The organism is Pseudovibrio sp. Ad37 (assembly GCF_001623075.1).
Lineage (GTDB): Bacteria > Pseudomonadota > Alphaproteobacteria > Rhizobiales > Stappiaceae > Pseudovibrio.
Window position 1 is genome coordinate 156,559 of sequence record NZ_LMCF01000026.1, and the last position, 13,367, is coordinate 169,925.

Annotated in this window: 11 protein-coding genes; 3 read left to right on the top strand and 8 right to left on the bottom strand. The window is 52.1% G+C overall.

Annotated elements, in window-relative coordinates; genetic code table 11:
• Nucleotides 1-116 precede the first annotated feature (116 nt).
• Complete coding sequence (locus PsAD37_RS08300) at nucleotides 117-1,574, bottom strand: ATP-binding protein (protein ID WP_063295729.1); 1,458 nt, start codon at nucleotides 1,572-1,574, stop codon at nucleotides 117-119.
• On the bottom strand, nucleotides 1,571-2,299 hold the full coding sequence (locus tag PsAD37_RS08305) for a response regulator (protein WP_063295730.1): 729 nt from the start codon (nucleotides 2,297-2,299) through the stop codon (nucleotides 1,571-1,573). Before PsAD37_RS08305 ends, PsAD37_RS08300 begins: the two co-directional genes overlap by 4 nt.
• A gap of 274 nt (nucleotides 2,300-2,573) precedes the next feature.
• Between PsAD37_RS08305 and PsAD37_RS08310 the strand changes: the two genes are divergently transcribed.
• The gene (locus PsAD37_RS08310; RefSeq protein ID WP_063295731.1) at nucleotides 2,574-3,581 is read left to right on the top strand and encodes an EF-hand domain-containing protein; all 1,008 of its coding nucleotides are present in this window, start codon (nucleotides 2,574-2,576) and stop codon (nucleotides 3,579-3,581) included.
• Nucleotides 3,582-3,657: 76 nt separating this feature from the next.
• Here the strand turns inward: PsAD37_RS08310 and PsAD37_RS08315 are convergent, their stop codons facing one another.
• Entirely contained in the window at nucleotides 3,658-5,244 is a 1,587-nt protein-coding gene (locus PsAD37_RS08315) for a SulP family inorganic anion transporter (protein WP_063295732.1), read from the bottom strand.
• Between the two features lie 339 nt (nucleotides 5,245-5,583).
• Nucleotides 5,584-6,669: a hypothetical protein gene (locus PsAD37_RS08320; RefSeq protein ID WP_063295733.1), complete on the bottom strand. Its 1,086-nt coding sequence runs from the start codon at nucleotides 6,667-6,669 to the stop codon at nucleotides 5,584-5,586.
• Between the two features lie 976 nt (nucleotides 6,670-7,645).
• Between PsAD37_RS08320 and PsAD37_RS08325 the strand changes: the two genes are divergently transcribed.
• On the top strand, nucleotides 7,646-8,818 hold the full coding sequence (locus PsAD37_RS08325) for an aminotransferase (RefSeq protein ID WP_063295734.1): 1,173 nt from the start codon (nucleotides 7,646-7,648) through the stop codon (nucleotides 8,816-8,818).
• A 219-nt stretch (nucleotides 8,819-9,037) separates the two neighbouring features.
• On the top strand, nucleotides 9,038-10,060 hold the full coding sequence (locus PsAD37_RS08330; protein WP_057465847.1) for an asparaginase: 1,023 nt from the start codon (nucleotides 9,038-9,040) through the stop codon (nucleotides 10,058-10,060).
• Nucleotides 10,061-10,097: 37 nt separating this feature from the next.
• Here the strand turns inward: PsAD37_RS08330 and PsAD37_RS08335 are convergent, their stop codons facing one another.
• From PsAD37_RS08335 to PsAD37_RS27430, 4 genes are all read right to left on the bottom strand, one after another.
• On the bottom strand, nucleotides 10,098-11,468 hold the full coding sequence (locus tag PsAD37_RS08335; RefSeq protein WP_063295735.1) for a TIGR03808 family TAT-translocated repetitive protein: 1,371 nt from the start codon (nucleotides 11,466-11,468) through the stop codon (nucleotides 10,098-10,100).
• Nucleotides 11,469-11,487: 19 nt separating this feature from the next.
• Nucleotides 11,488-12,486 (bottom strand): methylmalonyl Co-A mutase-associated GTPase MeaB, encoded by a 999-nt coding sequence (gene meaB, locus PsAD37_RS08340; protein WP_063295736.1) that lies wholly within the window; start codon nucleotides 12,484-12,486, stop codon nucleotides 11,488-11,490.
• Between the two features lie 142 nt (nucleotides 12,487-12,628).
• A complete protein-coding gene (locus PsAD37_RS08345) occupies nucleotides 12,629-12,949 on the bottom strand; it encodes a heavy metal-binding domain-containing protein (protein ID WP_063295737.1) in 321 nt (106 codons plus the stop codon).
• Nucleotides 12,950-13,225: 276 nt separating this feature from the next.
• Nucleotides 13,226-13,367 (bottom strand): integrase core domain-containing protein (locus tag PsAD37_RS27430; RefSeq protein WP_153039653.1); only part of this gene is annotated, 142 nt, incomplete at its 5' end.

The window sequence follows — 13,367 nt, forward strand, 5'->3', positions numbered from 1 at the left end:
TGTTCTCTGCTTTTTTGTTGTTATGCAGAGCAGTGACGAAGTAGAGAGATGTGACGTGAGAGAGTGCCTTCTGCTAGGGTAACAGAAGCCTTAATCTCTCTCACTCAAGGTGGGTGTTAAAGCGGCAGTCTCACAATCGCGACAAGGCCTTTTTCTTTGCCATTTTCAAGACGAATAGTACCGCCTTGCGCATGAATGATGCTGCGTGTGATTGCAAGGCCCAGACCAATGCCGCCGGTCTGTTCATTCCTGGATTCCTCCAGACGAACAAACGGCTCAAAAACGTCTTCAAGGCGGTTCTGCGGGATGCCCGGACCTTTGTCTGCGATGCGAACCTCAGCATGAGCCTCATCAATCAGGAAGGAGACATCAGCCTCCTCACCATAACGGATCGCATTGCCAATCAGGTTTTGGAAGGCGCGTTTAAGTGACATTGGACGACACTTCAGCACAACCCGGTTTTGCGCCTCAACGCTCACATGGTTGCCCATGTCCTCCTGATCATTGGCGATGCTCTCCAGCAAACCACCAAGGTCTACAGAACGCAGTTCTTCCTGCTTGGAATCCTCACGGGTAAAGGCAAGCGTTTCCTCCACCATAGCCTGCATTTCATCCAGCGTGGCGATCATGCGTTCCCGGTCTTCGTCATCATCAATAAACTCGGCCCGAATGCGTAGTGAAGTGATCGGAGTACGCAAATCATGGCTGATTGCTGCCAGCATGCGAGTACGGTCAGAAATAAACCGTGTCAAACGCTCCTGCATCTGGTTGAACGAACGCGTCACAGCTCGTACCTCAGCTGGTCCCGCTTCTTTCAGCGGCTTTACATCAGCACCGCGGCCAAGATCATTGGCAGCAGCTTCCAGCGTTCGAAGCGGTTTCGTAAGGCGGTACACTGAGACCCAGATGATCAGGATGGTCAGCAAAGCCATAATGACGATCGGCAGCAATATCGGCACAAATGAGGGTTTCGGAAGCCGGAAGTTGCTCTCGATGTTGAGCCACTGGCCATTCTTCAGCTCAATGGCAGCAAAGAGCTGAACGCCTTTTAGAGAAAACCAGCGGTATTTTTTGAAATAATCATCCCGTCGGTCATGCATCGCCTGCATGGAGTCATGCGGAGAGCGTTCACGTCCTTCTGGAGGCGGAGAAGTTCGCTCGCGCCACTTATCTTTCATGTCTCCTTGAAAACGCTCATTGTAAATGACCGCAACACGGGCCTGCCTGTCATGATCCAGCTTGCGTTTCAGATAATTGGCAAGCCGCGCTTCCATGCTTTCATCACCGCCTGTTTCATCAACAACCGGAGTGTCGCCAATCGTAAAGCGTGTGCGTGTGTTGGAAACGGTTTTTAAAACCTGCTTTTGCAGTTTGGGCGGTGTCGCTTCGAGCAGCTTCACCACATTGGCAGTGCGCCACAAAGCATTGTCGCGGGCAAGATTGGCAAGCGCCACCTGACGCTCTCGTCCCAGCAGAACAAAACTGACGACCTGCGAAAAGATAAGCGCAGCCAGCAGCAGCAAAATGAGCTGGGGTGCGAGACGGCGCGGGATCAAGTACCTGAGAAACTTCATTGAGTGACTTCTTTGACTTCACCGGTAAAGGTGTAACCGCCCCCCCAGACAGTTTTGATCAACTCCGGATTTTTGGGATCAATCTCGATCTTCCGGCGCAACCGGGAAACCTGATTGTCGATGGACCGGTCAAACACACCCAGTGACCGGCCAGAGGTCAGATCAAGCAGCTGCTCGCGTGACAACACTACGCGAGGCCGCTTCAAAAACGCCAACAGCAGCTGAAACTCACCGGAGGACAGCGGGACGCTCACATCTTCCGGATCAATCAGTTCACGCCGTGCAGTATCCAGAACCCAGCCGTTAAACGCCAGTTTTTCTGTATCGATGGGGTCACGTTCCCGCGGAACACTGGTGGCACGGCGCAGCACAGCGCGGATGCGGGCCAGCAGCTCACGCGGATTGAAAGGTTTGGTCACATAATCATCTGCACCAATCTCAAGGCCTACAACGCGGTCTGTATCTTCAGCCATCGCCGTCAGCAGGATCACAGGGGCCTGATTGGTTTCCACCAGATGCCGGCAGAGTGACAAACCGTCTTCACCTGGCATCATGATGTCCAGCACCACAAGATCAATGGAGGAGTTCCTCAGAGCTTTACGCGCAGCAGCTGCGCTTTCTGCCACGGTCGTACGCATATTATTCTTAGTCAGATACCGGGCAAGGCTTTCCCGGATATCCCGATGATCATCGACGATAAGAATATGTGCTGTACTCTGAGACATGCATCCTCGCTGTAAGTCTCGTCTCCCATTACCTGTGAAAGACCATATAGTATGCGATGCCTAACTTATGCCGTATTCCCGGGGCCTGCGAAAGGTTCTCAGTACCCAAAAATGTATCAAACTGTCCCAACCCGATATTCTGGCAAATACTGTGACAAAACAGCGTGTTTTCTGGTGTAGTTTTGCGACACTTCGCTCCTACCTTCTGTTTATCGAAGCACACTCACACAAACCTTCCCCTCGTTTTAGGCTTTGATTTTTAGGAGAACACGACATGATGAATTTAAAAACTATTATGGCTGGCTCTGTAGCTGCATTGATTGCTGGTACCGCTCTGTCTCCTGCCATGGCTGCTCCGGGTTTTGGCGGAAGCTTTGGCAAGAAGATGTCTTCCCAGTTCTTTACAAATTTTGACGCAAACAAAGACGGCTCAGTCACCACAGCTGAAATTGAAACAAAACGCAAAGCAGACTTTGCAAAAGCAGACACAGCTGGCGAAGGCGCAGTCACTCTGGAAGAATGGAAAGTCTTTGCCGCAGATCGTGCATCCGAGCGCAGTAAAGACCGTTCAGTCCGCATCTTCCAGCGCTTTGACAGCAACGGTGATGGTCAGGTGACCCGCGAAGAGTTCCTTGATAAGGCAGAACGCATGACAGCGCGCATGGACAAGATGAAAAAGCGCATGGGCGACCGCATGGCCAAGATGCAGGATGGCAAGGGCGGCAAAGGCAGCTGGGGCGATGGCAAACAAGGTAAGGATGGCAAGGACGGCTGGCAGAAAGGCTCTCGCGGCGGTAAGCAAGCCGACGGCAAGCAAGGCAAAGGTGGCTGGGGTGATGGCCCACGCGATCAGGGCATGATGAGCTTTGGCAAGCACGGAGGCAAAGGTATGCGCGGTGAAATGATGGGCGCAATGTTCGCCAAGGTTGATCTGGACAAGAACGGCAAGATCTCCAAGGACGAGTTGAACAAACTCGCTGACCAGCTCTTCGCAAATAGCCCTGTTGACCTGGCTGGTTTCAGAACCATCGCAGCTGAGTTCAAAGAACCAATGTACGTGCGTTCCTTCCAGCGTCTGGATGCTGACGGCGACCTGAAAGTGACACAGGAAGAGTTCTTTGCACCAACTGCTCAGATGATGAAACGCATGGACCGTAACAACGACGGCGTCATCACCTCCGCAGACTTCAAGAAGATGAAGAAAGACTGGCGCAAAGGCCAGAAGGACCGCAAAGGTGGCCACGGTCATGGTCACGGCAAGGCGCAAGGCCAGCGCGGATAAGCCAAACGGCTTGAGCGAATAAAAAAGGCGGAGCCATCGTGCTCCGCCTTTTCTGTATCAGCTTAGGAAACCTGCATCAGCTCGTAGCTGGTTTGGTCTCTTGCATCTCTGCATCATAATCAACCGCGATACCGTAATGCGGATCTTCCAGAACGGCGACCTCAACCATGCTGCCAGCTTTGTGCAGCAGGTCTTTACAATCCGGAGACAGATGACGCAGATGCAAGGTCTTGCCAACCTGCTCATAGCGCGTTGCCAGTGCATCAATTGCCTGCAAACCGGAATGGTCCACCACGCGGGAATTGATGAAGTCAACAATCACATCATCCGGGTCAGACTGAGGATCAAAGATCTCTTGGAAACCAGCAGCAGAACCGAAGAACAGCGGACCTTCCAGTTTGTAGATCTTCTGGCCTTCAGAGTTAGTTGTTGTGTGAGCATCAATACGTTTGGATGCGTTCCATGCATAAGCAAGCGCAGAAACAATCACGCCAACCACAACAGCAACAGCAAGGTCAGAATACACAGTCACACCAGTCACCAGTGCAATAACAATCGCATCAGTCCGTGGGATCTTGTGCAGGATCTTGAAGGTGTTCCACGCAAAGGTGCCAATCACCACCATGAACATCACGCCAACCAGAGCTGCCAGCGGGATCCGCTCAATTAAAGAAGAGGCAAACAGAATGAAGCTGAGCAAAAACAGCGCTGCAGCAATACCTGCAAGGCGTGTCCGGCCACCGGATTTCACGTTGATCATGGACTGACCAATCATCGCACAACCGCCCATGCCGCCAAAGAAGCCAGTCACAACGTTTGCAGCACCCTGAGCAAGACACTCTTTGGAAGCGCCACCGCGTGTATCTGTCATTTCAGAAACAAGGTTCAGCGTCAAAAGGCTTTCAATCAGGCCGATCGCAGCAAGAATGATGGAGTATGGCAGGATGATCTGCAGGGTCTCAAGGTTCAGTGGAACCATAGGGATGTGGAATTCAGGCAGGCCACCAGAAATCGGAGCCAGATCGCCAACGGTCTGAACGTTAAGCTCAAGGCCAATCACGATCACAGAAACAACAACAATAGCTGCCAGTGGGGCAGGAATAGCATTGGTCAGCTTTGGCAGATACCAGATCACAGCCATGGTCAACGCAACAAGACCAAGCATCAACGTCAGGTCCATGCCTGCAAGCCAGCTTGTTGTGCCAGTCACTTCATCAACGGTCTGGAACTGGCCCATTTGCGCAAGAAAGATCACGATCGCAAGACCGTTCACAAACCCAAGCATAACCGGGTGCGGCACCATGCGGATAAACTTACCCCAGCGCATAACGCCGAAGATCAGCTGAAGGATGCCCATCAGCACAACGGTCGCAAACAGGTATTCCACGCCGTAGGTCACCACGAGTGAGACCATAACAACGGCAAGTGCGCCGGTTGCACCAGAGATCATGCCCGGACGACCACCGAAAACAGCAGTAATAATGCCGACGATGAAGGCCGCGTACAGACCGACAAGCGGTTCAACCTGAGCAACAAATGCGAATGCAACAGCTTCTGGAACCAGAGCAAGAGCAACGGTTAGCCCGGAGAGGAGCTCAACCTTAATAGTATTGGCTGTAAAGCCAGTCTTTTCGGGCGCGTGCGCCTTCGAGGACGAATGCAAGTAGCACCTCCAATGGGATTCTTGGTACTGTTTTAAAGTAATGGGCAAATCCTAGGCACGCACTGTGAAGTCCGTGTGAAACCAAGAGGTTTACTGCTCAAGGACAAGAGCTATTCAGCCAGGAGACCGCTAAAATTTGAGCGGTTTTTGTCTCCCTTTTGACGCGCTTATACGGGAATATCATCAAAAACACCAGTCCCCCAACACATAATAGCTATGCACGGGGTGCGGATTTGGTTAATCCAATAACTGGGCATTGGAGCTATTAGCGTATCCGTAAAAGATGGAGGCATGTTTAGATGAAGGACCGTTCACTATCTGATGAGGCTCTATCTAGTATTAGTCATCGAACAGTGATGGTTGATCACGAGGGGTATTTGAGTATGAGTAGTCACCCAGTATTGCCTTAATTGCATCTGATGTTAGAGGCTCTGCTAGCTTATTCCCATTGAGCTCTAATACTCTTAGAACGCGCCGGTTCTTAGACTTGCCATTGATAAACTGACGAGCCCATTGCACTTTGAGATTATTCAACACTTCAACGTGCACGTTTTTCTTTTTGACTAGTTGCCAGAACTCCGCATCTTCAATCACAAAATAGCAATTGCGGCGAACCTGATCTTTTCCTTTCCATTGTCGTGTTTTCTGGTCTTCCTTGTCCCAGTTGGGGGAAGTGACATAGATGTTTTCGATTGAGATCAACCATTCAGGCTGCTCTTCCTCTTCATCGTTCCGTGTGGGTTTCTGGGCCCGCTCAGGAAAAGAGTTGCGGTGGATGGGGAAATCATTGTTGGGTGTGAAGCCGATACGTTTGATGACATTATTATTGATACAAGCTGCATAAAAATCAGCGCGTGCATCCAAGGCATCAGGCAAGCTTCCACTTTCCATACCTAGTTTGCTTAGTTCATCAGTGTTTTTTTCAAGCAAGCTGCGTGTCATCGAAATGACCACCCGTGCGGTAGCCTGACAGGATGATGCATCAGCTATGGTTGCAAGGTTCCTGTCGGTTTTTAGTTCAGCCGCGTTCGCTTCATCGGTGGTCAGTTGCTCTGAAATCCATTTTGCTTCTTCTAGAACCTTATACCCTGCTTGCTCAAACCAATAAGACGGGGTTTCTCCTGTAAGGCCTTTTGTAAAGGCAGCACCGGGTTCGGTGCATATAAAAGCGTACACAGCGCTAAGAGAGGAGAGCACACAGAAGCCCAGTTTCGATAGAAAGCTACCATCTTCAGGGGGGAAGACGATCAGCTCATACTGTAAAGAACCTTGGAAGAATGTTTCGTCTAGCGCATCAATGATGTTTCGAACGCTGTCCGCTGTTTGAATAAAGGTGTCGAGCTTAAGAGAGTGGTCATTAACATCAAAATGGATAAACAGACGCTCTGAGCGATCGTCAAATCCTGAAAGTGAAGTTTCTGTCATTAGAATACGCTCCCACAACTAATGCGAGTAGACTCTAAACTGACCATCCAATGTTGAGCAAGGAAATCTTTTGAAAGTCAAAAGGTTGAGCTGCTGGCTCGCTTCACTAGATCCCGCATCAAGTGCGGGAAGACGGCTGAGGGGGAGCTGTCAGGTTCGCTTGGACCACCGCCGTCATGCCGGACGGAACGGAGTGGAGATCCGGTACCCAGAGCCAAAGGCACCACCTTCTCGATTTTGGAAGAAAAAGCCGAGCAGATGCCACCAACTCAATCAAAAAAACTTATCCCCCCGGCCTCAAACCGTGTCCATACTAAGCGCATGCCTACGTAACGGGCTGCTGGCGGAGCGACCGTCAGTTTGTCGTAGGTTGGGCGGGGCTATTGGAAGACGTAACGCACCTTTCAGTGGTCCGGTGAACCGAACTTCAAACGTGACCGCATGGTTTGAGGGGAAGGGCCCAGGACTATAGGGTATCACGCGGCGACGGATGCAGATGTACCGGTTGGAGAAATCCACTTTTGCAGATGTGTTTGTCAAAGACGGAGGAACTGTTCGGGCAGGGAAACCTGACTGGATAAGCCACTGTATTTCCGGAAAACCGGCTATCGTGCCTTATAGGCAAAAGAGGCGACGTAGTTCATTATAAGAAAGCCCGGGCAAGGCGTGTAGCTGATGCCGAAGACTCATTACTAACAAATAGCGCAGGCATTGCCTGCCGCCTTGCTCATCCCGACTATCGGGAACTCTAGCTTCACCACTGCATGGGATGCCATGTGGTGCTACTAGTGCTTCTGCATTTCCAAAGCGTATCGCTGAAACCTGAGAAACGGTTTGAGCACAAAAATCCGCAATAGATGAAACCGCTTTATGTGGAAATACGCAGGAAATGCATCTAATGCAGACTTTGCAGGATGCCGCCTAATCGTTAGCTTGTCGTCCTGCGAAGAAGCGTGTCAGGCAAGGAGCACCCTGGATGAAACCGACAAACTCAGTATTTACCGGAATAGAAACAACGGTATTTGAGCGCATGTCGCGTCTGGCAATGGAACATCAGGCCATCAATCTGGGGCAGGGCTTTCCGGATGTAGACGGCCCGCAGGATGTGAGACAGGTTGCGGCTGACACCTTGATGGAAGGGCCAAACCAGTACCCGCCCATGTTGGGCGTCCCGGCGTTGCGACAAGCCGTTGCTGAGAACAACAAGCGCTTCTATGATCTGGATGTAGATTGGCAGAGCGAAGTACTCGTCACCTCAGGTGCCACTGAAGCGCTGGCAGACAGCATCTGTGCGCTGGTTGAGCCGGGTGATGAAGTCATCCTCATCGAGCCGCTTTACGACTGCTATCTCTCGCTGGTCAAGGGGGCAGGCGCCACTCCGGTCTTCGTGCAGGTAACACCGCCAAACTGGGAGCTGCGTGAAGAGACATTGCGCCAGGCGTTCTCCAGCAAGACAAAAGCTATCCTGCTCAACAACCCAATGAACCCAAGTGCGAAGGTCTTCTCTACGGAGGAACTACAACTCATCGCAGACCTGTGCCTGGAGTTTGATTGCTATGCGATCTGCGATGAAGTCTACGAGCACATCGTCTTTTCCGACGACAAGCACAAACCACTCATGACCCTTCCGGGGATGCGTGATCGCTGCATCCGCATCGGCTCTGCGGGCAAGACGTTTTCACTGACAGGCTGGAAAGTCGGCTACATCACAGCCGCTCCAAACCTGTTAGAACCAATTGCCAAAGCGCACCAGTTCATCACCTTCACCACACCGCCAAACCTGCAAAAAGCAGTCGCCTACGGTCTGAGCAAAGGAGATGACTACTACACCTCGCTGGAAGACGACCTGAGAGCAAAGCGTGACCTGATCTCCAAACCACTGGAAGACATGGGCTTTAAGGTGCTGCCGTGCGAAGGCACCTACTTTGTCACCTGCGACTTCTCCCCACTTGGCTTCAAAGGCAATGACGTGGAGTTCTGCCAGAAAATGGTGGAACAGGCAGGCGTTGCCGCCGTTCCGATCTCAGCATTTTACGGCACCAAAGGCCCGCAGACCTTCGTCCGGTTCTGTTTCTGCAAAAAGGATGAAGTCCTGCAAGAAGCTCTGGGTCGATTGCGCGTCTGGATGGGAGAACTGGCGGTTTCATAAGGGCTCGCACCAAACTGAAGACGCTGCTTCTCTGATAATCAGTTCTGGCTTTCGGGAATACGCGTAAAAATAAAGACAAATTCGCAAAAGTAGCTCTGCGCTCAAAAATAGAGTATGCAGACGACAACAAACCGGAGCTGCTTGGTCAAGCAAGGACGACTGACAGCCTTCCGCAAATAATCAATTAGCCTGTAATCCAACCCTTGGAAGTTTGAGTGAATGGATAATCCCGTACTCGTTGAAGTGACACGTGGCACCACTGTCGAGAGCCGTCACCGTGGTTCAATCGCTATTGTTGATGCCGATGGTAAGCTGGCATTCAGCGCAGGTGACGTGGAGCAGGGCATCTTTGCGCGCTCCGCAATCAAAGCTCTTCAGGCAATTCCAATGGTGGAATCCGGCGCGGCTGAAGCCCTCGATTTTGACGATGCAGAACTGGCTCTGGCCTGCGCCTCCCATAACGGCGAAGAGACCCATGCCAACTCCGCACGCATCATGCTCTTCAAAGCGGGCCTGACAGAAGAAGACCTGCTGTGTGGCCCGCAATGGCCAAAGCACATGGATGATTGCGTCGGCCTTGTGAAGACCGATGACAGCCCATGTCAGCTGCACAACAACTGCTCTGGCAAGCATGCCGGTTTCCTGGCCATGGCCAAGACTCTGGGTATTCCAACCGAAAACTACATCGATTTTGATCACCCTGTTCAGATGGAGATCCGCAACGTTCTGGAACAGATGAGCGGTGGTATCCTGGCACGTGATGTATGTGGCACAGATGGGTGTTCCATCCCGACCTACGCCATGGACCAGCAGAAAACAGCGCTGGCCTTTGCCCGCTTCGCAACAGGTGTTGGTCTTGACCCAGTCCGCGCCAGTGCAGCAGAAACACTCTATGAAGCGTGCGTCAACGAACCTTATATGGTCGCAGGTAAAAACCGCTTCTGCACCGAGATCATGGATATCTTCAAAGGTCGTGTCTTCGTGAAAGTTGGTGCAGAAGGCGTCTTCTGTGCAGCCCTGCCAGAACTAGGCTTCGGTGTAACGTTGAAATGTGAAGACGGTTCCGTACGCGGTGCAGAAGTGATGATGGCATCCACCATCAGATCGCTTCTGGATATTTCCGATGATGAGGAAAAAGGCCTGAACGCCTGGGAACACCAGCAACTGAAGAACCGTCGCGATGTTCTCGTCGGCGAAGTGCGCCCCGTTGCAGACTTCAAGCGTCTGTTGAACGCCATGTGATGATGGAGGGCAGGAAGTCCACTTCCTGCTGTCTCACCTAAGCTGCACTGACAAGATTGTCTGTCACGCGTATGGAGTGTGGCAGATCCTCCGTTGAAATCGCCAGATCCCCGCTCACCTGCTCATCCCACTTGAAGCCAGCGATATTCACGGGGCAGCCCGCAATGATATTCTGGGAAATGAGCGCACTTTGTCCTTCAGCTGCAAAGCTGACGGCAATGCCAACCGGGGCAGAGCGCACAGTGTTTTGAGCTGCAATCAAATTACGCATATACGGGCCCCAACCCAGATTAATGCCAATAACCCGCGCATCCTCGACAACATTGCCAGTCACACTGGTATCCGCCTCAACCGCAATACCAACCCCAAAACTCGGATTGTCCTTCGCATAAGGCCCAGCGCCAGTAATATCGCGCAATACATTGTTGGAGCACACGGCCAGACGACCACCCTCACGGAAGTTGGTGATGGAAATCCCGTTGGCGGCTGTCTCAATCAGGTTATTGCTGACAATAGCGCCCTGAAAACCAAACTCGACAAACAAAGCCACCTCGCCGGAACGATGGCAAGTATTACCAAGCACCTCAACATTTGACGCAGCATTGGCGCGGATTGCGGAAAACGTGCAGTCGCTCACCTTGTTGTTGGAGATGGTAACATTGTCCGCCCGAAACACATTGATGCCATTGCCATTTTGACCGGTTCCACCACTTTGCGCTTGAATGTTGGAGACTTGATTGCTGGAAATGATCGAACCATCATGCCCTTCAGACCACCGATGCACCAGAATACCGCCGTTTCCGCAGTCAGAAACGATATTCCGCTCAATCTGAAGCGCTCTAGCATTGTAGCTGAGAAGAGCAACATCTCCGATTGCGTGGATCTGGTTACCAATAACAGACCCTGAACATTGCTCCAGCACCAAACCAGCCTTGCTGCTCTTGGTTATCTCACAGGAACTGAGATCAAGCCGCTCACATTGAGAAAACCACAGCAGCGCCGAGACGTCGTCGGATAGTGACAGGCCGTTGCCATCAAAAACAAGTTCGCTCAGGCAAATACGATCACCCTGAATACCCTGCAGAAGAGGGCCACTTCCATTAAGCACCAGACGTGTATGTCCGGGCACGCCGCGTAAGCTCAGCCCACTGGGCAGAGAGAGGTTTGAACAGAAGAAATTGCCCGCACCAAGCTGAAGGATCTGCCCTTGCGCTGCGGTCTCATTCATTGCGGCTTGCAGCGCATCAGAGACATCTTGCTGCAAAGGAGGTGCAGGAAACTCCGCGATCACCGGTCTCAAAGGCGTTGCTGCCTGCGCGTCCTGAGCAGCCACAAGCGTTCCAGCTCCGGCAATGACACCAGCACCAAGCAGGGCACGTCGTGAAAGTCTCTCTTGATCCTCAGTCATCTTGTCCCCCAACGCTGGTTTAAATGCCGAACAAGCTCGCCAGCTTACTCGCTGCAGCCGTTGCAGGCAGATTGCCGGATTTCACCGCGCTTTCAACATCAGGCAGCGCCGCTTGAATATCCGGGTTTGCCTTCAATGCGGCCTGAAGCTTCTCGTTCAGCAAGCCCCACATCCATGCAAGCTGCTGTTCAGCACGTTTACTGTCCCAGTCACCGCTCGCCTGCATCCGTTCTTTGAAGATGCCGAGCTGCCCCCACACCTCATCAAGGCCCTCATTGGCAAGGCCGGAAACCGTCAGAACAGGGGGAGACCAGTGCTTGGAACGTGGCGCAAGAATATTGAGAGCTGCACGATACTCAGAGGCCGCAGACCGCGCCCGCAGCAGCCCGTCACCTTCTGCCTTGTTCACGGCAATAAGGTCGGCAATCTCAAGCACGCCCTTCTTGATCCCTTGCAGCTCATCACCAGCACCCGGCAACATCAGTACGAGGAAGAAATCAACCATCTGCGCAACTGTTGTCTCGGATTGCCCAATGCCAACCGTCTCCACCAGGATGACATCAAAACCAGCCGCCTCACAAAGCAACATGCTTTCGCGGGTCTTAGCCGCCACACCGCCAAGCGTGCCTGCAGAAGGGGAAGGGCGAATGAAGGCATTACGATCTATAGCCAACTGGGCCATACGAGTCTTATCACCCAAAATGGAACCGCCAGTCCGCGTAGAAGACGGATCAACAGCCAGCACGGCCACTTTGTGCCCGGCTGCTGTGAGATTGGAGCCAAAGGTGTCAATGGTGGTGGACTTGCCAACGCCCGGAACGCCCGTCACACCAATGCGGAATGCATTCCCGGTAGAGCCCATCACCTTGGTCAGCAGCGCTTCGGCCTGCTCCCGGTGTGCTGGCTTCTTGGATTCAACAAGCGTTATGCCGCGCGCAAGTGCTGCACGCTGCCCATTCAGCAACCGCTCGGCAAGATCATCAATGTTATCTCTGGAAGAAGCGAAGCGTGCATTCATTCAAATAAGTCCGGTCAGAAGAATCTCTTCTGCCAACCTTGAACAGATGACGCCCCTTTGCAAGTCAGCGACTTGGAGAAGTTGTGGGGCAGGGCAGAACCCTGCACCAGTTCTTCAGGAAGGATACGCGAAGAATAATGCGTTAGCGATAAGTGACAGCAGTACCAGTTGCAGTCACCATCAACATGGAACCGTTGCTGCCAACTGTTTCATAATCAATGTCGATGCCGATCACAGCATTTGCACCATAGCGCGATGCTTCCTCAGTCATCTCATGCAGCGCAATCTGACGGGCTTTCTTCAGTTCACCCTCGTAGGCGCCGGAACGACCACCGACAATATCGCGAATACCAGCGAACAGATCCTTAAAGACGTTCGCACCCAGAATTGCTTCACCGTGAACAATTCCTTTGTACTCGGAAATCTCTTTGCCATCGAGAGAGTTAGTGGTCGTAGTAAGCATATGTCATCCTCAAATCCGTGCTATGGCCCTCAGCCAGACACACATCAATCCGTTCAATCAAAACCAACAAGCCAAGATCGAAGTGCCCGAGCCCATAAATCAAATGAGCGCTTACCTCATGTAGGAAAGGATCTGGAAAATGCCAGAGGCAACTAACTTAGTCAGATGCGTGAATTTTCTTTTTGCCTGCTTAACTCACGTCTCATCTCGGCCAATTCAACGTGAAGCGCGTCAAGCTTAGCTGATCAGCCCCACTTGAGTGGTCCGGTTTGAAAGTTAGTGCATGACTGGCCTTTGGTCTACTGGAATGATTACTTCAGGAGCCGGTGGGCGGAAGTTCAGCGCACTATGGGGGCGTTTGGTATTGTAGTGTATCCTCCACCTTTCGATGATTATTTGGGCTTCACGCAACGAGTAA